General features: G+C 55.1%; 24 protein-coding genes. 21 read left to right on the forward strand and 3 right to left on the reverse strand.

Features of this window, described 5'->3' with window-relative positions; all coding sequences use genetic code 11:
• Window positions 1-94 precede the first annotated feature (94 nt).
• The 8 genes from mdcA to mdcH all read left to right on the forward strand — a co-directional run bounded on the left by mdcA (window position 95) and on the right by mdcH (window position 7,153).
• Window positions 95-1,750, forward strand: a complete 1,656-nt coding sequence (gene mdcA / locus KXR87_RS13890) for a malonate decarboxylase subunit alpha (protein ID WP_437432830.1) — start codon at window positions 95-97, stop codon at window positions 1,748-1,750.
• A complete protein-coding gene (locus KXR87_RS13895; protein WP_437432831.1) occupies window positions 1,750-2,607 on the forward strand; it encodes a triphosphoribosyl-dephospho-CoA synthase in 858 nt (285 codons plus the stop codon). Before mdcA ends, KXR87_RS13895 begins: the two co-directional genes overlap by 1 nt.
• 9 nt (window positions 2,608-2,616) lie before the next feature.
• A complete protein-coding gene (gene mdcC, locus KXR87_RS13900; protein ID WP_006177845.1) occupies window positions 2,617-2,916 on the forward strand; it encodes a malonate decarboxylase acyl carrier protein in 300 nt (99 codons plus the stop codon).
• Entirely contained in the window at window positions 2,909-3,742 is an 834-nt protein-coding gene (locus tag KXR87_RS13905) for a biotin-independent malonate decarboxylase subunit beta (RefSeq protein ID WP_395304826.1), read from the forward strand. Before mdcC ends, KXR87_RS13905 begins: the two co-directional genes overlap by 8 nt.
• Entirely contained in the window at window positions 3,742-4,542 is an 801-nt protein-coding gene (gene mdcE / locus KXR87_RS13910; RefSeq protein WP_437432850.1) for a biotin-independent malonate decarboxylase subunit gamma, read from the forward strand. The genes KXR87_RS13905 and mdcE overlap by 1 nt, the downstream gene beginning before the upstream one ends.
• 123 nt (window positions 4,543-4,665) lie before the next feature.
• The gene (locus KXR87_RS13915; protein WP_437432832.1) at window positions 4,666-5,625 is read left to right on the forward strand and encodes an AEC family transporter; all 960 of its coding nucleotides are present in this window, start codon (window positions 4,666-4,668) and stop codon (window positions 5,623-5,625) included.
• 2 nt (window positions 5,626-5,627) lie between these two features.
• Complete coding sequence (locus KXR87_RS13920; protein WP_437432833.1) at window positions 5,628-6,245, forward strand: malonate decarboxylase holo-ACP synthase; 618 nt, start codon at window positions 5,628-5,630, stop codon at window positions 6,243-6,245.
• A gap of 11 nt (window positions 6,246-6,256) precedes the next feature.
• Complete coding sequence (gene mdcH, locus KXR87_RS13925; RefSeq protein WP_437432834.1) at window positions 6,257-7,153, forward strand: malonate decarboxylase subunit epsilon; 897 nt, start codon at window positions 6,257-6,259, stop codon at window positions 7,151-7,153.
• Between the two features lie 5 nt (window positions 7,154-7,158).
• On the opposite strand, the gene KXR87_RS13930 is transcribed toward mdcH, so the two are convergent.
• Window positions 7,159-8,091, reverse strand: coding sequence for a LysR family transcriptional regulator (locus KXR87_RS13930; protein ID WP_437432835.1), 933 nt, complete (start codon window positions 8,089-8,091; stop codon window positions 7,159-7,161).
• 17 nt (window positions 8,092-8,108) lie between these two features.
• Window positions 8,109-10,013 (reverse strand): ABC transporter ATP-binding protein, encoded by a 1,905-nt coding sequence (locus KXR87_RS13935; RefSeq protein ID WP_437432836.1) that lies wholly within the window; start codon window positions 10,011-10,013, stop codon window positions 8,109-8,111.
• A 173-nt stretch (window positions 10,014-10,186) separates the two neighbouring features.
• Here KXR87_RS13935 and kefG point away from each other — a divergent pair, with 173 nt between their 5' ends.
• The 4 genes from kefG (at window position 10,187) to slyD (ending at window position 13,448) form a co-directional block, all read left to right on the forward strand.
• Entirely contained in the window at window positions 10,187-10,738 is a 552-nt protein-coding gene (gene kefG, locus KXR87_RS13940) for a glutathione-regulated potassium-efflux system ancillary protein KefG (RefSeq protein ID WP_437432851.1), read from the forward strand.
• On the forward strand, window positions 10,738-12,543 hold the full coding sequence (kefB, locus tag KXR87_RS13945; protein ID WP_437432837.1) for a glutathione-regulated potassium-efflux system protein KefB: 1,806 nt from the start codon (window positions 10,738-10,740) through the stop codon (window positions 12,541-12,543). The genes kefG and kefB overlap by 1 nt, the downstream gene beginning before the upstream one ends.
• 10 nt (window positions 12,544-12,553) lie before the next feature.
• On the forward strand, window positions 12,554-12,754 hold the full coding sequence (locus KXR87_RS13950; protein ID WP_437432838.1) for a YheV family putative zinc ribbon protein: 201 nt from the start codon (window positions 12,554-12,556) through the stop codon (window positions 12,752-12,754).
• A 94-nt stretch (window positions 12,755-12,848) separates the two neighbouring features.
• Complete coding sequence (slyD, locus tag KXR87_RS13955) at window positions 12,849-13,448, forward strand: peptidylprolyl isomerase (protein WP_437432839.1); 600 nt, start codon at window positions 12,849-12,851, stop codon at window positions 13,446-13,448.
• A gap of 60 nt (window positions 13,449-13,508) precedes the next feature.
• On the opposite strand, the gene KXR87_RS13960 is transcribed toward slyD, so the two are convergent.
• A complete protein-coding gene (locus KXR87_RS13960) occupies window positions 13,509-13,727 on the reverse strand; it encodes a protein SlyX (RefSeq protein ID WP_437432840.1) in 219 nt (72 codons plus the stop codon).
• A 234-nt stretch (window positions 13,728-13,961) separates the two neighbouring features.
• Between KXR87_RS13960 and fkpA the strand changes: the two genes are divergently transcribed.
• The 9 genes from fkpA to KXR87_RS14005 form a co-directional block, all read left to right on the forward strand.
• Entirely contained in the window at window positions 13,962-14,798 is an 837-nt protein-coding gene (gene fkpA, locus KXR87_RS13965) for an FKBP-type peptidyl-prolyl cis-trans isomerase (protein ID WP_437432841.1), read from the forward strand.
• Window positions 14,799-14,961: 163 nt separating this feature from the next.
• Window positions 14,962-15,684 carry a helix-turn-helix transcriptional regulator gene (locus tag KXR87_RS13970; RefSeq protein WP_437432842.1) on the forward strand — a complete coding sequence of 241 codons (723 nt, stop codon included), beginning with the start codon at window positions 14,962-14,964 and terminating at the stop codon, window positions 15,682-15,684.
• Window positions 15,684-16,070 carry a sulfurtransferase complex subunit TusD gene (tusD, locus tag KXR87_RS13975; RefSeq protein WP_437432843.1) on the forward strand — a complete coding sequence of 129 codons (387 nt, stop codon included), beginning with the start codon at window positions 15,684-15,686 and terminating at the stop codon, window positions 16,068-16,070. The genes KXR87_RS13970 and tusD overlap by 1 nt, the downstream gene beginning before the upstream one ends.
• Window positions 16,070-16,429, forward strand: a complete 360-nt coding sequence (gene tusC, locus KXR87_RS13980) for a sulfurtransferase complex subunit TusC (RefSeq protein WP_437432844.1) — start codon at window positions 16,070-16,072, stop codon at window positions 16,427-16,429. The genes tusD and tusC overlap by 1 nt, the downstream gene beginning before the upstream one ends.
• Window positions 16,430-16,436: 7 nt before the next feature.
• Complete coding sequence (tusB, locus tag KXR87_RS13985; protein WP_437432845.1) at window positions 16,437-16,724, forward strand: sulfurtransferase complex subunit TusB; 288 nt, start codon at window positions 16,437-16,439, stop codon at window positions 16,722-16,724.
• Window positions 16,725-16,848: 124 nt separating this feature from the next.
• The gene (rpsL, locus tag KXR87_RS13990) at window positions 16,849-17,223 is read left to right on the forward strand and encodes a 30S ribosomal protein S12 (protein WP_003023654.1); all 375 of its coding nucleotides are present in this window, start codon (window positions 16,849-16,851) and stop codon (window positions 17,221-17,223) included.
• Between the two features lie 95 nt (window positions 17,224-17,318).
• Window positions 17,319-17,789 (forward strand): 30S ribosomal protein S7, encoded by a 471-nt coding sequence (gene rpsG, locus KXR87_RS13995; protein ID WP_004106370.1) that lies wholly within the window; start codon window positions 17,319-17,321, stop codon window positions 17,787-17,789.
• Window positions 17,790-17,885: 96 nt separating this feature from the next.
• The gene (fusA, locus tag KXR87_RS14000) at window positions 17,886-20,000 is read left to right on the forward strand and encodes an elongation factor G (RefSeq protein ID WP_437432846.1); all 2,115 of its coding nucleotides are present in this window, start codon (window positions 17,886-17,888) and stop codon (window positions 19,998-20,000) included.
• A gap of 68 nt (window positions 20,001-20,068) precedes the next feature.
• On the forward strand, window positions 20,069-20,298 hold a 230-nt coding region (locus KXR87_RS14005), incomplete at its 3' end, for a GTP-binding protein (RefSeq protein WP_437432847.1).

The raw sequence follows: 20,298 nt of genomic DNA on the forward strand, positions 1-20,298 counted from the left end.
TTCTCTACGCTTAATTGATGACTTTCTCATCAGCGTGCACACTTTGTTCAGCGTTAAGCAAATCAAAATGATTAGCTGAATCAGGAGGTTAATAATGTTATCTGGGCAAACGCCACCACGGGTATGGAACACAAGACGCAGCGAGAAGCAGCGCCGTCTGGCCTCTGTACCGGTGCAGGGCAAAGTGCTGCCGACCGACGACCTGGTCGCCATGCTGGAAAAACTCATCGCACCCGGTGACCGCGTGGTTCTCGAAGGGAACAACCAAAAGCAGGCTGATTTCCTCTCTCGTGCGCTGGCGCAGGTGGATCCGCAACGGGTGCATGATCTGCACATGATCATGCCAAGCGTCGGGCGCAGTGAGCATCTCGACATCTTCGAAAAAGGCATCGCCCGCAAGCTGGATTTTTCGTTCTCCGGCACCCAAAGCCTGCGCATTTCGCAGTTGCTGGAAGATGGCTTACTGGAAATTGGTGCCATTCATACCTACATCGAACTTTACTCCCGGCTCTACGTTGACCTCTCGCCAAACGTGGCACTGATTGCCGGTTATAAAGCTGACCGCAAGGGCAATCTCTATACCGGTCCGAGTACGGAAGATACGCCGGCGCTGGTGGAAGCTGCGGCGTTTCGCGACGGCATCGTGATAGCTCAGGTCAACGAACTGGTGGACGACGAGTGTGATTTACCGCGTGTGGACATCCCCGGCTCGTGGATAGACTACGTGGTGGTGGCAGACAAGCCGTTCTTTATCGAACCGCTGTTTACCCGCGACCCGCGCCTGATCAAACAGGAACATATCCTGATGGCGATGATGGCCATCAAAGGGATTTACGCTGAACACCAGGTACAGTCGTTAAACCACGGCATCGGCTTTAACACCGCCGCTATCGAACTGCTGCTACCGACTTACGGTGAACAGCTCGGCCTGAAAGGCAAAATCTGTAAACACTGGACGCTGAACCCGCACCCGACGCTGATCCCGGCAATTGAAAGCGGTTGGGTCGAAAGCGTGCACTGCTTCGGCGGTGAACTGGGGATGGAAGAGTACATTCGCGCCCGTCCGGATATTTTCTTTACCGGCGCTGACGGCTCCATGCGTTCTAACCGTGCCTTCTGCCAGCTGGCAGGGCAGTACGCGGTAGATATGTTCATCGGCTCCACGCTGCAAATTGATGGCCTGGCCAACTCCTCTACGGTAACCCGTGGCCGCCTGTCCGGCTTCGGCGGTGCGCCCAACATGGGCCATGACCCACACGGTCGCCGCCATGCTACCCCGGCCTGGCTCAATATGATCACCGAACCAGACCCGATGCAGCGCGGTAAAAAACTGGTGGTGCAGATGGTCGAAACCTTCCAGGCGGGTGCAAAACCCAGCTTTGTTGAAACCCTCGATGCTGTTGAAGTCGCAAAATCCTCAGGGATGCCGCTGGCACCGGTCATGATTTACGGCGATGACGTGACCCATGTACTGACCGAAGAGGGGATTGCTTACCTCTATCGCGCCAACGATCTGGAAGAGCGGCGGGCAATGGTTGCCGCCGTGGCGGGGATAACCGATATCGGTCTGGGCGTTGACGCTAAACGTGTCGCAGAACTTCGGCGTAGCGGAAAAGTGGTCTACCCGGAAGATATAGGTATTCGCCGTACCGATGCGACCCGCTCTCTGCTGGCGGCAAGCAGCGTGGCAGACCTGGTGGAGTGGTCTGACGGTCTCTACAACCCACCTGCGAAATTCCGGAGCTGGTAATGAAACTTCTGCCCCGGATCCAGGTTGAAGGCGGTGCCGAATGGCTGGCGCGAACCGCCACGCAGTGTCTGATTGACGAAGCGCGACTGAGCCCGAAACCCGGTCTGGTGGACAGCCGGGGGAGCGGCGCACATCACGACTTAACGCTCGCTTTAATGGAGCGGTCTGCTCATAGCCTGACCCCCACGTTTCAGGCGCTGGCGCTGCAAAGCTGGCAGCGTCCGGCTGATATCGCGCTCAGACAAACCATCGGGCGACTCGGTCGTGAAGGCGAACAGCAGATGATGGCGGCAACCGGCGGCGTCAATACCCACCGGGGTGCGATTTGGGCGCTGGGATTGCTGGTGAGCGCGGTGGCGATGCAGGGCGGCGGCGCCTCTGCGCAAACCATCGCAGACACCGCCGCCCGGCTGGCAACACTGCCGGATGACGCCGCACCGAAAGTGTTCAGCAAAGGGCTGCGCGCCACGCATCGCTATCGTGTACCCGGCGCGCGTGAAGAGGCGCAGCAGGCTTTCCCGCATATTTTGCACTGTGCGCTGCCGCAGCTTCGCCTGAGCCGCCTTAGCGGCAGCAGCGAAGCGCAGGCGAGACTTGATGCGCTGATGGCCATCATGACGTCGCTCACCGATACCTGCGTGCTGTCGCGCGCCGGAATGGAGGGACTCGAGGCCATGCAGCACGGTGCTCGCGCAGTCTTAAACGCGGGAGGCAGTGCAACGCCAGAAGGTGAGCAGGCGCTGGCGATGTTGGACCGTCAGATGCTGGCACTCAACGCTTCACCGGGCGGTGCCGCCGACCTGCTGGCCGCCACGCTGTTTCTCGACCGCGTCGCAACGCCTTATTCAAAGCATTAAGAGGATGTTATGGAAAAAATCACATTAACCATGCCCGCCAGCCGCGCGTTAAGCGGTAAGGCGCTGGCAGGGGTTGTCGGTTCCGGGGATATGGAGGTGCTTTTCGCCGCCGAACCGGGCCAGACCTTAACCATTGATATCACCACTTCCGTTGACAACAGCCGCGGTCGCTGGGAAGCCCTGTTTACCCGCCTGCAAACCGTCAGCAGCCTGCCCGCAGGCAAACTGACCATTCACGACTTCGGCGCGACGCCGGGCGTGGCGCGCATTCGTATCGAACAGGTTTTTGAGGGGGTGAGCCATGCGTGATGACAGCAGCTTTATCGAACTAAAAGCACGCCAGCGTGCGCAGGCGCTGCTGGATGACGGCAGCTACCGTGAACTGCTGGATCCGTTTGAAGGCATTATTTCTCCGTGGCTGGGGCCGCAGGGTATCGTGCCGCAGGCCGATGACGGCATGGTAGTGGCGAAAGGGACCATTAACGGTCAGCCTGCCGTGGTGGTTGCCATCGAAGGCGCGTTCCAGGGCGGCAGTATGGGTGAAGTCTCCGGGGCCAAAATGGCGGCGGCGCTGGAGCTGGCGGCAGAAGATAACCGTAACGGCATCCCGACTCAGGCGGTGCTGTGCCTCGAAACCGGTGGCGTGCGCTTGCAGGAAGCCAACCTTGGCCTGGCGGCGATTGCCGATATCCACGCGGCGATTGTCGATCTGCGTCGCTACACCCCGGTGATTGGCATTGTGGCCGGGACCGTGGGCTGCTTCGGCGGGATGTCCATCGCCGCAGCGCTGTGCAGTTATCTGATTGTGACCCGCGAAGCGCGTCTTGGCCTGAACGGTCCGCAGGTTATCGAGCAGGAGGCGGGGATTGAAGAGTACGACTCCCGCGACCGTCCGTTTATCTGGAGCATGACCGGCGGCGAAGTGCGCTATCAAAGCGGGCTGGTGGATGCGTTAGTCGGCGACGGCGTGAACGCAGTGAAAGCGGCAATGAACGACGCAATAGCGAAAGGCGTGCCGGCGAAACACCGTACTGATAACTACGACGATTACCTGAACCGTCTGACGCATTTCGACACCCGCAAACAGGCGGATGCCGAACAGATTAACGCGCTTTTTGCCCGGGAGGTGAAATGATGAGTAATGCAATGAGCCGTGGCGAACGCTGGCTGGAAATCCTCGCCCCGAACGTCAAACGTCTGGAAGGGCTGTGCCCGTCCGTGCAGGCGGCAGAGGGTGAGATCAACGGTGAAGCGGTGCATTTCATCGCTGTGGTCCCGGATGCCAACAACCACTATCCGCGCGCAGCAAAAGGCGAAGTTGGCCTGCTTGAAGGCTGGACGCTGGCAAAAGTGGTCAGCGAAACCGTTGCCGCCGATGCCGATAACGCCGTTAAGCGTCCGATTGTGGCGGTGATTGATGTCCCCAGTCAGGCCTATGGTCGTCGTGAAGAGGCGTTTGGTATCCACCAGGCGCTGGCTGGTGCCGCTGCGGCTTACGCTAATGCGCGCCTGGCCGGTCATCCGGTGATTGGCCTGATTGTCGGCAAGGCGATGTCCGGCGCGTTTCTGGCGCACGGCTACCAGGCTAACCGCCTGATCGCCTTCAACGACAACGGGGTGCTGATCCACGCGATGGGTAAAGAATCTGCGGCGCGTATCACCCTGCGTACCGTAGAGGCGCTGGAAAAACTGGCGGCGACCATTCCGCCGATGGCATATGACATCAGTAACTATGCCACCCTGGGGCTGCTGGAAAACCTGCTGGATATCAGCAACCCGGATGCGCCATCCGCTAACGATCTGACGCTGGTGAACACCACGCTGCACCAGGCCATCAATGACGCTCGTCAGGATACCTCACTCAAAAACCGTCTGGGTGCTGACAACCGCCGCAGTTCTGCTCTTGTGCGCGAACGCATGAAAGCAAGCTGGTAAGAAAAAAGAGACCTGCCAGATGTAACACCCCGTGGGCGCACCTGCTGCGCCCGCGCGGGTGACTGCATCTGAAAAATAATAATCATCGCGACAGTGCTTAAACTTCTTATTACAGGTGATTTTATGACTTATGTAATCGTTCATGCCCTCGCACCGATCTTCATCATCATGCTGCTGGGCTTCTGGGCAGGCAAAGCCAAAATGGTTGATAACAAAAATGTCTCACTGCTGAACATTTTTGTTATGGATTTCGCTTTACCGGCGACGCTGTTCAGCGCCACTGTGCAAACTCCCTGGGCGGGCATTGTTGCCCAGTCACCGCTGATTCTGGTACTGACGCTGGCGATGTGGGTGACCTATGCCGCCATCTACTTTCTTGCGACAAAAGTCTTCAGGAAGTCGCCGCAGGATGCTGCCGTGCTGACACTGACCGTGGCGCTGCCTAACTATGCTGCTCTCGGCTTGCCGATTCTGGGCAGCGTACTGGGTGAAGGGGCTTCAACGTCGCTCTCCGTGGCGGTCTCCATCGCCTGTGGTTCCGTGCTGATGACCCCGTTCTGCCTGTTGATCCTTGAACGTGAAAAAGCCCGCGCCGAAGGGGCAGACACCGGCTCCACTCTGGCAATGCTGCCGGTACTGATGTGGCGTTCGCTGAAAAAACCGATTGTGATGGGGCCGCTGCTGGGTGTCATTCTCTCAGCGATTGGCATCAACATGCCGGAACTGCTGCTGGCAGCCATTAAACCACTGGGGCTGTCCGCTACCGCAGCGGCGCTGTTCCTGACCGGGGTGATTCTGTCGGCCCGTAAGCTGCAAATCAACACTATGGTGATGACCTCCACCATCGCTAAACTACTGATTCAGCCGCTGATTGCCTGGGGCATTGTGCTGGTCTTCGGTCTGCACGGTAGCGTTGCGATCACCGCTATTCTGATGATTGCGCTGTCTGCGGGTTTCTTTGGCGTGGTGTTTGGTAACCGTTTTGGCGTGCAGTCGCCGGATGCGGAAGCGGTGCTGCTGTTAAGTTCGGTACTGTGTATTCTGTCGCTGCCGCTGTTTATCTCGCTGACTTCAGGAATGTAATCATGACCTCAACACCACGCCCACACGATCTGCTCTGGCTGACCACCCCCGATGCACTGGAAGACATTAGCGACCCCTGGGTGGCAAAGGCATGGCATATCGGGCTACCGGTGGTGGTGCGGCGTGATGTTGATGCTAACGGGCGCATCCCCGTGGGGGTGCGCGGCCTGAAACGCGACCAGCGTGCGGCGGGGTGGGTTCACCCTGGAAATGTCGCACGTGTGGTCTCCCCTGAGCAACTGGCGGTTGAAGATGACCTGCTGCGCTCACCCTTTATCACCCAGCCGCCGGTTCAGGTGGCAGTACAGCTTTCCCGTCAGGCCTGGCCGTGGTCATGGGGCATTACCGGCAGCACGGGCTATGCGCTGGCAACCGGTATTCCGGTGATTCATGCCGACAGCGATCTGGATTTGATTATCCGTGCGCCGCTTCCGCTCTCGGTTACCGATGTGCTGTTCTGGCAGTCGCAGCTCAACCGCGTCCTGTGCCGTGTAGATACCCAGGTGGATACCCCTGAGGGTGGTTTTGCGCTGGCAGAGTGGCTGCGCGACGGGAAAACCTTGCTGAAAACAGCCCAGGGGCCACGGCTGGTGAGCGACCCCTGGTGCCAGGAAACATAAGGGAGGCATCAATGAAAATTCTGTTTACCTTTCCGGGACAGGGCACCCAGCACCCCGGAATGTTACACAACCTGCCGGGTACGGAACTGACGCAGGCATGTGAAGTGTTAGGGGTAAAAGCGGAGGCCCTGGATTCAGCAGAGGCCCTGCACCACACCCGCGCCGTGCAGTTGTCTCTGCTCATTGCCGGTGTGGCCTGGGCGCGTGAGCTGATGCGTCGCGGCGTGTCGCCGGATATCGTCAGCGGCCTGTCGATTGGGGCATACCCGGCGGCGGTGATTGCCGGTGCGCTTGATTTCGCCGATGCGCTGAAACTGGTGGCCCTGCGTGGTGATCTGATGGAGCAGGCCTACCCCCACGGTTATGGGCTGACGGCAATCATGGGTCTGACGCTGACGCAGGTGGAAACGCTGCTGGAAGGAAGCGGGGCTTATGTGGCTAATCTCAATGCCGAAACGCAGATTGTGATTGCAGGCCGCGATGAGGATATGGCGCGCGTGGGTGATAAGGCGCTGGCGAAAGGGGCAAACAAAGTCCGCCGTCTCGACGTGAGCGTCCCTTCCCACTGCGAGCTGCTGACTGAACCGGCGCAGAAACTGGCGGCGGCGTTTGCAAACGTGAACCTTAATCGACCGACCCGGGCCTATCTCAGCGGCAGTACCGGGCGCGTATTGTGGCAACCGGAAAAGATTGCCGAGGATCTGGCGATGAACATGGCGCGCACGGTTCGCTGGCAGGAGGCGGTGGTGGCCGCGAACGAGCGTGAGGCCAGACTCGCCATTGAGATGCCTCCCGGTGGCGTGCTGACCTGTCTGACACGGCAGGCGCAGTGGGTCGGCGAGTCAATTGCGCTGGAGCGTAGCGGCGTGGAGGTGGCGCTGCACCTGGCGCAGCGGCTTACCGCGTAACGCCATCAGGTCGCTGAATGAAACCTGCGGGCGTACATGCGTCCTTCTGCGGCGAGCGCCAGCAGGTTCGGGTCATGTTCGCGATTGCGGGCGAAGACAATCGCTATCTGCTGCTGCATCTGGTAAGGCGTGGCGAGGGTTAATAGCTGCACTGAATTTTCATAGGCTCTCTTCATGCGCCCCGGCATCAGTGAAAAACCAATGCCTGCCTGTACCAGACTCAGCATCGAGAAGATATCGTTAACCCGGGTGACGATTTCCGGTTCAAAACCGGCAATATGAAAAGCGTCCTGAAAACCGGCGTACGTGGCAAAACCTTCCGCAAGCGAGACGAACTTCTCGTGGCGATAATCGCGCAGGTCGGCGGGCTTTGCGGTGTCCAGCGAGGCAGACGCGGGGGCGGCTAAATAAATTTCATCATGGAACAGCGGCAGCACTTCAAGATTTGACCTGTCGATCTCGGTTTCAGAAACAGAGATCAAAATCGCGTCCAGCGATCCTTCATCAAGCTTGTGCAGCAGGGTGTCGTTGGACCCCATCGTCAAATCCATCTCCAGGTCCGGACGGCGCAGCTTCATACCCATAATGAGCTGCGGGACGGTTTCCAGCGTCAGGGAGTAGAGGGTGCCAACCCGTAATCGCCCCTGCCCGATACCCGCCATTTTCCGCGCTTCCGTCAGGCCCCGCTCCATGATTTGCGTGGCTTCCTGGCAATATTCCAGCAGCGTCCAGGCGGCAGGCAGAGGCAACAAATTCCGTCCTTTATGGGTAAATAATGGACAGCGGACATTCTCTTCCAGGGTGTGCAATGCACGGTGTACGCTTACGCCGCTCAGGTTGAGCGCTTCCGCGGCTCGCGCAATATTACCTTTCTCCATAAAGGCCATGAAAATCGCGAGCTTGCGAAAGGTAATGTCACTGGTGATGTCGGGGTTCATCTCAGCCTGCCTTAAGGTTAGTCGGCTTGCAGCATCGCCTCAAGCTGTTCCTGTGCTTCCAGCCAGGCCATTTCGCACTCTTCCAGACCGGCTTTGGCTTTCGCCTGCTGTTGCAGACACTCGGTGAGTTCAGCTTTGCGGCTTTGATCGTACAGGCCGCTGTCGCCCAGTTTCTCTTCGGCCTGCGCGAGCTGTGCGTTAAGTTTCTCCATCTCTTTTTCAAGACGGGTTATCTCTTTACGCAATGGCTGCGTTTGGGTGCGAAGCTCTGCTTCACGCCGCTTCTGATCTTTACGTGACTGGGCGCTGTTGGCGTTATCTTTTACGGCATCGGTAGGCTGGTTTTCGTGCTTTTGCAGGTCGCTCAGCCACTGCTGGTAGTCTTCCAGGTCGCCATCAAAGGCTTCAACTTTGCCGTCATGCACGAGGTAGAGATCGTCAGTGGTGGAGCGCAGCAGATGACGATCGTGCGACACCACAACCAGCGCGCCTTCAAATTCAATCAATGCTTCGGTCAATGCCTGACGCATATCAAGATCGAGGTGGTTGGTAGGTTCATCCAGCAGCAGCAGGTTCGGACGCTGCCAGACGATGAGCGCCAGCACCAGACGCGCTTTTTCGCCACCGGAGAAGCGACGGGTCTCTTCCGTGACTTTATCGCCCCTGAAGCCAAAACCACCGAGATAATCGCGCAGCTTCTGCTCGAGCTCCTGCGGGGCCATGCGTGCTAAATGTTGCAGTGGAGACTCATCGGCACGTAAAAATTCAAGCTGATGCTGGGCGAAATAGCCCAGTTTGATCCCTTTGGCTAACCCGATATCGCCGCTAAACGGCGCCAGTTCACCCGCCAACAGTTTAATCAGCGTCGATTTACCCGCGCCGTTACGTCCCAGCAGGCCGATACGTGAACCGGGGACCAGGTTGAGTTTGATGGAATCCAGAATGACGCGATCGCCATAGCCCGCGCTGATTTTTTCCATCTTCAGCAGTGGGTTCGGCAGGCTTTCCGGCGCACGGAAGCTAAAATGGAACGGATTATCCACGTGCGCGGGGGCAATCATCTCCATACGTTCCAGCATCTTGATACGGCTCTGGGCCTGCTTCGCTTTGCTGGCTTTGGCTTTGAAGCGGTCAATAAAGCTTTGCAGATGCGCCACGCGCTCCTGCTGACTTTCAAACATTGCCTGCTGTTGGGCCAGCCGCGTCGAGCGTTGACGCTCAAAGGAGCTGTAATTGCCGGTGTACTCGAACATCGTTTCCTGTTCGATGTGAATGATTTTGTCCACTACCGGGTCAAGGAAGTCGCGGTCATGGGAGATAAGAATCAGCGTTCCCTGATAGCTTTTCAGCCATTTTTCCAGCCAGATAACCGCGTCAAGGTCGAGGTGGTTCGTGGGTTCATCGAGCAGCAGTAAGTCTGAGCGGCAGACGAGCGCCTGCGCCAGGTTAAGGCGCATGCGCCAGCCACCGGAAAAGTCGCTGACCGGACGCTCCAGTTGTTCATTGGAGAACCCCAGTCCGTGCAGCAGGCTGGAGGCGCGGGAGCGTATCGTCCAGGCATCAATAGCGTCGAGTTTGCCGTGGACGGTGGCAATGGCGTGACCATCGTTACGTTCGTTGGCGGCGTTCAGTTCGGCCTCAAGGCGGCGATACTCACGGTCGCCGTCTATGACGTAATCCAGCGCAGGCAGGGGCAGGGCAGGCGTTTCCTGATTCACCCAGGCCAGTTGCCAGTTATTAGGGAAAGTGAAACTGCCGCCGTCGGCGCTCAGCTCGTTCTTCAAAAGCGCCAGCAGCGTGGATTTGCCGCAGCCGTTTTTGCCGACCAGGCCGACTTTTTGCCCTGGGTTAATGGTGGCTGTGGCGTTATCCAGCAGGACACGTACACCGCGACGAATTTGTAACGAGGAGAAAACAATCATAAGGCGCCGTATGTTCAGACTATGTTAATTTGTCATTATGATAATGTAAGGTATGGGCGAATTGCCCCACCGGGCCCGCAATGGTAGCCCAAAACAAAGAATTTACACAAAATCATTCTGGCGGCATTACCCACGCCACGAAAATGATCTGTTTTATACCCGGGAGGGGGATGATGTCCCAGACAGCGAAGGTACTGCTGCTGTATGCCCATCCGGAATCACAGGACTCGGTGGCTAACCGGGTTTTGCTTAAGCCGGCAACGCAACTGCACAATGTCACCGTGCATGACCTCTATGCACAGTATCCAGACTTTTTTATTGACATCCCACGGGAGCAAGCCTTACTGCGGGAGCACGAGGTCATCGTGTTTCAGCATCCGCTTTATACTTACAGTTGCCCGGCACTGCTGAAAGAGTGGCTCGATCGCGTGCTTACCCGTGAATTCGCCAGTGGCCCCGGAGGGAGTCAACTCGCGGGAAAGTACTGGCGAAGTGTTATTACGACCGGCGAGCCTGAAACAGCGTACCGCTATGACGGGCTTAACCGCTATCCGCTGAGTGACATACTGCGTCCCTTTGAGCTCACCGCCGCCATGTGCCGTATGCACTGGATGAGTCCGATTGTGGTCTACTGGGCACGCAGACAGTCACCACCGGAGCTGGCCAATCATGCCAGGGCTTACGCCGACTGGCTGGCCTCACCCGTAATGACGGGAGGCCTTTAATGGAAGGTTCAGATTTACTGCTGGCCGGCGTCCTGTTTCTCTTCGCCGCCGTGGTGGCAGTCCCGCTTGCGGCCCGGCTCGGTATTGGTGCGGTGCTTGGCTACCTGCTGGCAGGGATTGCTATTGGTCCCTGGGGCTTAGGTTTTATCAGTGATGTAGATGAGATCCTGCACTTCTCTGAACTGGGTGTCGTCTTTCTGATGTTTATCATCGGGCTGGAGCTGAATCCTTCCAAACTCTGGTCGTTAAGACGTTCTATCTTTGGCGTCGGGGCAGCACAGGTTTTACTCAGTGCCGCTATTCTGGCGGGGCTGTTGATGCTGACGCAGTTCTCCTGGCAAGCGGCGGTGATTGGCGGTATTGGGCTGGCGATGTCCTCTACGGCGATGGCGTTGCAACTGATGCGGGATAAAGGCATGAACCGCAATGAGTCCGGGCAATTGGGCTTCTCGGTGCTCCTGTTCCAGGATCTGGCGGTGATCCCGGCACTGGCGCTGGTGCCATTGCTTGCCGGTAATGGCGACGAGCATCCTGACTGGATCAAAATCGGTATGAAGGTGCTGGCCTTTGCCGTGATGCTCGTGGGCGGCCGTTATCTGCTGCGCCCGGTGTTTCGCTATATTGCAGGATCCGGCGTGCGGGAAGTCTTTACCGCTGCAACGCTGCTGCTGGTGCTGGGCTCTGCGTTGTTTATGGATGCGCTGGGGCTGTCGATGGCGCTGGGCACTTTCATCGCCGGTATTCTGCTGGCGGAAAGTGAGTATCGGCACGAGCTTGAAACCGCCATCGATCCTTTTAAAGGGCTGCTGCTCGGCCTCTTTTTCATCTCGGTAGGCATGGCGCTTAACCTGGGCGTGCTCTATACCCATTTATTGTGGGTGCTGATGAGCGTGGCGGTGCTGGTGGTGGTGAAAACAGGGGTGCTGTATGTACTGGCTCGCCTGTACGGCCTTCGTAGCGCTGAGCGAATGCAGTTTGCCGGGGTGTTGAGCCAGGGGGGAGAGTTTGCTTTCGTGCTTTTCTCTTCGGCCTCTTCACAGCGCCTGTTTCATGACGATCAGATGGCACTGCTGCTGGTGACGGTCACCTTGTCGATGATGACCACTCCCCTCCTGATGAAGCTGATTGACCGGCTGCTTTCACGCCAGTTCAACACCGCCGAAGATGAAGATGAAGCGCCGTGGGTGGAGGACGATCAACCGCAGGTGATTGTGGTGGGGTTTGGTCGATTCGGGCAGGTCATCAGTCGCTTACTGATGGCCAATAAGATGCGCATCACTGTACTGGAGCGCGACATCAGTGCCGTTAATCTGATGCGTAAGTATGGTTATAAGGTCTATTACGGGGATGCCACGCAGCTGGAGCTTCTGCGTTCAGCCGGTGCGCAGGCGGCTCAGTCCATTGTCATCACCTGTAATGAGCCTGAGGATACGATGAGGGTGGTGGAGCTCTGTCAGCAGCATTTTCCTCATCTTAACATCATGGCGCGTGCCCGGGGGCGTGTAGAAGCTCACGAGCTATTACAACGGGGCGTCACTCAGTTCTCGCGCGAAACCTTCTCGAGTGCGCTGGAACTTGGACGCAAGACGCTGATTTCGCTGGGAGTCCATCCCCATCAGGCGCATCGTGCGCAGTTGCATTTCCGCCGTCTGGATATGCGTATGCTGCGTGAGTTGATGCCGGTACATACCGATACGTCGCAGATTTCCCGCGTCAGGGAAGCACGACGCGAGCTGGAAGAGATTTTCCAGCGTGAAATGCAACAGGAACGTCGTCAGCTGGATGGGTGGGACGAGTTCGAGTAAGGGGAAATGTATGGCAATTCGTAAACGTTTTATTGCCGGGGCGGTCTGTCCGTCCTGCAACGCGCAAGACACAATGGCGATGTGGCGCGAAAATAATGTTGATATTGTTGAGTGTGTTAAGTGTGGTCATCAGATGCGTGAAGCGGATAAAAATGCACGCGATCATGTTCGCAAAGAGGAACAAGTTATCGGGATCTTTCATCCCGACTAGCGATATACCCAGAGTTTTTTTAAGCTAAAGGGTACACGGGTGCGGATTTCCGATACAATCTGCGCCAGCAATTTTCCCACGCTCAGGAGATATCATGAAAGTAGCAAAAGACCTGGTGGTCAGCCTGGCCTATCAGGTACGTACAGAAGACGGTGTATTGGTTGATGAGTCTCCGGTGAGTGCGCCGCTGGACTATCTGCACGGTCACGGTTCCCTGATTTCCGGCCTGGAAAACGCGCTGGATGGTCATGAAGTTGGCGACAAATTTGACGTTGCTGTAGGTGCAAACGACGCTTACGGTCAATATGACGAGAACCTGGTGCAGCGCGTTCCTAAAGACGTGTTCATGGGCGTTGACGAACTGCAGGTTGGCATGCGCTTCCTGGCAGAAACCGACCAGGGCCCGGTACCGGTAGAAATCACCGAAGTTGAAGATGATCACGTTGTGGTTGATGGTAACCACATGCTGGCGGGCCAGAACCTGAAATTCAACGTTGAAGTCGTGGCAATCCGCGAAGCAACGGAAGAAGAGCTGGCTCACGGTCACGTGCATGGCGCTCATGGCCACGATCACGATCATGACCACGGTCACGATGGTTGCTGCGGTGGACACGGTCATGACCACGATCACGACCACGGCCATAGCCACGGTAAAGGTGGTTGCGGCGGCAACGGCGGCTGCGGTTGCCACTAATCTTCCGGTCTGTCTGACGGTTGATAATAAAAAAGCGGGATATCCCGCTTTTTTTACGTCTCAATAATGGGGCGGTGGGGTCTCTTCAGACGGCGAGGCAAGATGTGACGGCTGACTGGCTTGCAATTTTTCTGTCACCAGGCGCATGAGATCGCGCAGTTTCGCCATCTCAAGCTCGTGGGCGATAACCGTCTGATTAAGCTCTTCAATGGTCATTTCCTGAAAGGCCAGTCGACTTTCCAGTTCTGCCAGACGCGCTTCCAGTGTTAAATCTTGCATACTTCACCTCATTCAATTTCTGGCGCGATTACCGCTGGAGCGGCGGATTTTACTGAACTTTCTCATCATCTGCAGCATTAAGCGGGGTGGGCGAAACTAATTTAAACAAAAATAGTCTGAAAACTGTCGAATTCAGGGGGCGTCCTTATGTTGATTTGTCCCGCAACGTTTTATAGTACGTTCCTCATTTACGTTTAAAACCTGGGGCGAGAGGCCCCGGCCCTGGAGAAATGGATGAAATCACTGTTTAAAGTCACGCTGTTGGCGACCACAATGGCCGTTGCACTGAATGCGCCGCTTGCCTTTGCTGCTGAAACGGCAACTAAAGAGGCTCCAGCAGCCGCCGCTGACGCCAAATCGACCTTTAAAAATGACGACCAGAAATCAGCATATGCACTGGGTGCGTCTTTGGGCCGTTACATGGAAAACTCTCTTAAAGAACAAGAAAAGCTCGGTATCAAACTGGATAAAGCTCAGCTGATCGCAGGTGTTCAGGATGCCTTTGCTGATAAGAGCAAACTCACTGACCAGGAAATTGAGCAGACACTGCAAGCTTTTGAAACCCGCGTGAAGACCTCTGCGCAGGAAAAAATGGAAAAAGATGCAGTTGAGAACGAAACCAAAGGGAAAGCCTACCGTGAAGCCTTTGCCAAAGAAAAAGGCGCGAAAACCTCTTCTACTGGCCTGGTCTATCAGGTAGAGAAAGAGGGAACGGGTGAAGCACCGAAAGATAGCGATACCGTGGTAGTTAACTACAAAGGTACGCTGATCGACGGTAAAGAGTTTGATAACTCTTACACCCGTGGTGAGCCGCTCTCCTTCCGTCTTGATGGTGTTATCCCGGGCTGGACTGAAGGCCTGAAAAACATCAAGAAAGGCGGAAAAATCAAGCTGGCTATCCCGCCAGACCTGGCTTACGGTAAAAACGGCGTTCCGGGCATTCCGGCCAACTCTACGCTGGTCTTTGACGTAGAACTGCTGGATATTAAGCCGGCACCAAAAGCCGATGCGGCGCCAGCCGCGCCAGCCGCCCCGGCGGGTGATAAAGCTGCCGATGCGGCCAAAAAATAACAGTGATGAAAACCGCCGCCTTAAGGGCGGCGGTTTTTTTATTGCAGTAAGGATATAATTCTGGAAAGCGTCACCTACGCTGTATTAATTTAGTTCTTCGTGTTTATGTCGAGCCTGCCCTGAAAACTTAACGACAGGCTCCTGAAAAGGAGTGTTTTTTTTCATGTCCAGGTCGCTTTTAACCAACGAAACCAGTGAACTTGATTTACTGGATCAACGTCCTTTCGATCAGACTGACTTCGATATTTTGAAATCTTACGAAGCAGTGGTGGACGGGTTAGCGATGCTCATTGGTTCTCACTGTGAAATCGTTTTGCACTCCCTGCAGGATCTGAAATGTTCCGCCATTCGTATTGCCAACGGCGAACACACCGGGCGTAAAATCGGCTCGCCGATTACCGACCTTGCATTGCGTATGCTGCATGATATGACCGGTGCGGACAGTAGCGTCTCAAAATGTTACTTCACGCGCGCGAAAAGCGGCGTCTTAATGAAATCCGTGACTATTGCTATCCGCAATCGTGATCATCGTGTCATTGGGCTGTTGTGTATCAACATGAACCTTGACGTGCCATTCTCACAAATCATGAATACGTTTATTCCGCCAGAAACTCCGGACCCCGGCTCAGCCGTTAACTTTGCCTCCTCAGTTGAGGATCTGGTGACGCAGACGCTGGAATTTACCATTGAAGAAGTCAATGCCGACCGCAACGTATCTAACAATGCGAAAAATCGTCAAATCGTTCTGAACCTGTATGAGAAAGGGATTTTCGACATTAAAGATGCAATAAACCAGGTTGCGGATCGGTTGAACATTTCTAAACACACGGTGTATCTCTATATCCGTCAGTTCAAAAGCGGTGATTTTTCCGGGCAGGAGCGTTAATGCGTTTTGCTCTTATGGTCACCGGTCCGGCTTATGGCAGCCAGCAGGCCAGTAGCGCTTATCAGTTTGCCCGCGCGGTGCTGGATAGCGGCCATGAGCTGGAGAGTATCTTTTTCTATCAGGAGGGCGTCAGCAATGCTAATGCGCTGACCTCCCCTGCCAGCGATGAGTTTGATTTGGTTCGCGCCTGGCAACGCCTGAACCACGACCACCAGGTTGCCTTGCATATCTGCGTGGCCGCTGCGCTGCGCAGAGGTGTGACCGACGAGAATGAGGCGAAGCAACAGGGCCTTCCGGCAGCTAACCTGCAGGCGGGGTTTTTGCTCTCCGGGCTGGGGGCATTGGCTGAGGCTGCGTTAACCTGCGATCGCATGGTGCAATTCTAATGAAACGTATTGCGTTTATCTTTACTTCTGCGCCGCACGGAACGACTGCCGGACGAGAGGGCCTGGATGCCTTAATGGCAACGTCTGCCTTCACCGAGGATATCGGCGTATTTTTCATGGGTGATGGTGTTTTTCAGGTGGTTGCGGGTCAGCAACCCGGCGCCATTCTGGCGCGCGATTACATCGCTACCTTTAAAGTTCTTCCTCTGTATGACATCGAAGCGTGCTGGGTTTGTCAGGCATCCATGCGTGAGCGCGGCCTGAATGAGGCGACGCCGTTTGTGTTACCAGTGCAGCGCCTGGAACCTGACGCACTGCGTAACAAACTGAACGATTACGATGTCGTGATGACGTTTTGAGGCGTTTATGTTGCACACTCTGGCTCATTCGCCCTGGCAATGTGATATGACGACATTGCTGCGCACCCTGCGAGAAGGGGATGATCTCTTATTGCTCTCTGACGGCGTGATCGCAGCACTGGAAGGAGGGCGCTACCTTGAGTTACTGCGTAATGCCCCCATAACGGTGCATGTACTTGGTGAAGATGTTGACGCGCGCGGCCTGTCTGGTCAAATTTCGAGCAGCGCCGTCAGGGTTAGCTATACTGACTTCGTTGGTTTGACGCTAAAACATGAGACCCAGATGCGTTGGTGACCCGGGATCGCTGTATATTTCTTGACACCTTTTGAGCACAGCCATAAAATTCTGCGTCCTCATATTATATGAGGTCGTTTTATTACGTGTTTACGAAGCAAAAGCTAAAACCAGGAGCTATTTAATGGCAACAGTTAACCAGCTGGTACGCAAACCACGTGCACGCAAAGTTGCGAAAAGCAACGTGCCTGCGCTGGAAGCATGCCCGCAAAAACGTGGCGTATGTACTCGTGTATATACTACCACTCCTAAAAAACCGAACTCCGCACTGCGTAAAGTATGTCGTGTTCGTTTGACCAACGGTTTTGAAGTGACTTCCTACATCGGTGGTGAAGGTCACAACCTGCAGGAGCACTCCGTGATCCTGATCCGTGGCGGTCGTGTAAAAGACCTCCCGGGTGTTCGTTACCACACCGTTCGTGGTGCGCTTGACTGCTCCGGTGTTAAAGACCGTAAGCAATCACGCTCCAAGTATGGCGTGAAACGTCCTAAGGCTTAATGGTTCTCCGTTAAGTAAGGCCAAACGTTTTATATTAATGTCAAACTAAACTCTTTGAGTTTTGGACAATCCTGAATTAACAACGGAGTATTTCCATGCCACGTCGTCGCGTCATTGGTCAGCGTAAAATTCTGCCGGATCCTAAGTTCGGATCAGAACTGCTGGCTAAATTTGTAAATATCCTGATGGTAGATGGTAAAAAATCTACTGCAGAAGCAATCGTATACAGCGCGCTGGAGACCCTGGCTCAGCGTTCTGGAAAAAATGAACTGGAAGCGTTCGAAGTTGCTCTCGACAACGTTCGCCCGACTGTAGAAGTTAAATCCCGCCGTGTAGGTGGTTCTACTTATCAGGTTCCAGTTGAAGTTCGTCCGGTTCGTCGTAATGCCCTGGCAATGCGTTGGATCGTTGAAGCTGCTCGTAAACGCGGTGATAAATCCATGGCTCTGCGCCTGGCGAACGAACTTTCTGACGCTGCAGATAACAAAGGTACTGCAGTTAAGAAACGTGAAGACGTTCACCGTATGGCAGAAGCCAACAAGGCGTTCGCACACTACCGTTGGTAATCCCTTCGGAGTCATAGTCACCAGGCGGGCGCTTCAGATGAGGCGCCCGTTCTGGGTAACTTAACTGAACGCCTAATGCAATAAACGAGGAATAAAATGGCTCGTACAACACCTATCGCACGCTACCGTAACATCGGTATCAGTGCGCACATCGACGCCGGTAAAACCACGACTACCGAACGTATTCTGTTCTACACCGGTGTTAACCACAAAATCGGTGAAGTTCACGACGGCGCCGCTACCATGGACTGGATGGAACAGGAGCAGGAACGTGGTATTACCATCACTTCCGCTGCGACTACTGCCTTCTGGTCTGGTATGGCCAAACAGTATGAACCGCATCGCGTAAACATCATCGACACCCCAGGGCACGTTGACTTCACCATCGAAGTTGAACGTTCCATGCGTGTTCTTGACGGCGCGGTAATGGTTTACTGCGCAGTTGGTGGTGTTCAGCCGCAGTCTGAGACCGTATGGCGTCAGGCAAACAAATATAAAGTTCCACGTATCGCGTTCGTTAACAAAATGGACCGTATGGGTGCGAACTTCCTGAAAGTTGTTGGTCAGATCAAATCCCGTCTGGGCGCGAACCCTGTTCCGCTGCAGCTGGCAATTGGTGCTGAAGAAGGTTTCACCGGTGTTATCGACCTGGTGAAAATGAAAGCCATCAACTGGAACGAAGCCGATCAGGGCGTTACCTTCGAATACGAAGATATCCCGGCTGACATGCAGGACCTGGCTGACGAATGGCACCAGAACCTGATCGAGTCCGCTGCTGAAGCCTCTGAAGAGCTGATGGAAAAATACCTGGGCGGCGAAGAGCTGACCGAGGAAGAAATCAAGAAAGCGCTGCGTCAGCGCGTTCTGAACAACGAAATCATTCTGGTTACCTGTGGTTCTGCGTTTAAAAACAAAGGCGTACAGGCAATGCTGGATGCGGTAATTGATTACCTGCCAGCACCGACCGACGTACCGGCAATCAACGGTATGCTGGATGATGGTAAAGATACTCCGGCTGAGCGTCATGCCAGCGATGATGAACCTTTCTCTGCACTGGCGTTCAAAATCGCAACTGACCCGTTCGTGGGTAACCTGACCTTCTTCCGCGTTTACTCCGGTGTGGTTAACTCTGGTGATACCGTACTGAACTCCGTGAAAGCTGCACGTGAGCGTTTCGGTCGTATCGTTCAGATGCACGCTAACAAACGTGAAGAGATCAAAGAAGTTCGTGCGGGCGACATCGCTGCTGCAATCGGTCTGAAAGACGTGACTACTGGTGACACCCTGTGTAACCCGGATCACCCGATCATTCTGGAGCGTATGGAATTCCCTGAGCCGGTAATCTCCATCGCAGTAGAACCGAAAACCAAAGCTGACCAGGAAAAAATGGGTCTGGCTCTGGGCCGTCTGGCGAAAGAAGACCCGTCATTCCGCGTATGGACTGATGAAGAATCTAACCAGACTATCATCGCTGGTATGGGTGAACTTCACCTGGATATCATCGTTGACCGTATGAAACGTGAATTCAACGTCGAAGCTAACGTAGGTAAACCGCAGGTTGCTTACCGTGAAGCGATTCGTCAGAAAGTTACCGATGTTGAAGGTAAACACGCTAAGCAGTCTGGTGGTCGTGGTCAGTATGGTCACGTTGTGATCGACATGTACCCGCTGGAGCCGGGCTCAAATCCGAAAGGTTACGAGTTCGTCAACGACATCAAAGGTGGTGTAATTCCTGGCGAATACATCCCTGCCGTTGATAAAGGTATCCAGGAGCAGCTGAAGTCTGGTCCGCTGGCTGGTTATCCGGTTGTAGACATGGGTATTCGTCTGCACTTCGGTTCTTACCATGACGTTGACTCCTCTGAACTGGCGTTTAAACTGGCCGCTTCTATCGCCTTTAAAGAAGGCTTTAAGAAAGCGAAACCAGTTCTGCTTGAGCCGATCATGAAGGTTGAAGTAGAGACTCCGGAAGAGAACACCGGTGACGTGATTGGTGACTTGAGCCGTCGTCGCGGTATGCTGCGCGGTCAGGAATCCGAAGTAACTGGCGTTAAGATCCACGCTGAAGTTCCGCTGTCTGAAATGTTCGGATATGCAACTCAGCTGCGTTCTCTGACCAAAGGTCGTGCATCCTATACTATGGAATTCCTGAAGTATGATGATGCGCCGAACAACGTTGCTCAGGCCGTAATCGAAGCCCGTGGTAAATAAGCCGCAGGGTTAAAACCAAAAGTCCCGTGTCCCCTCAGAGAGGGGGCACTATAGTAAGGAATATAGCCGTGTCTAAAGAAAAATTTGAACGTACAAAACCGCACGTCAACGTCGGTACTATCGGCCACGTTGACCATGGTAAAACTACCCTGACTGCTGCAATCACTACCGTTCTGTCCAAAACCTACGGTGGCCAGGCTCGTGCATTCGATCAGATCGATAACGCGCCGGAAGAAAAAGCACGTGGTATCACCATCAACACCTCTCACGTTGAATACGATACCGAAATCCGTCACTA

Origin of the sequence: Yokenella regensburgei, from assembly GCF_051486985.1 — a bacterium.
In the GTDB taxonomy this organism is placed as follows: Bacteria; Pseudomonadota; Gammaproteobacteria; order Enterobacterales; family Enterobacteriaceae; genus CBFFRJ01.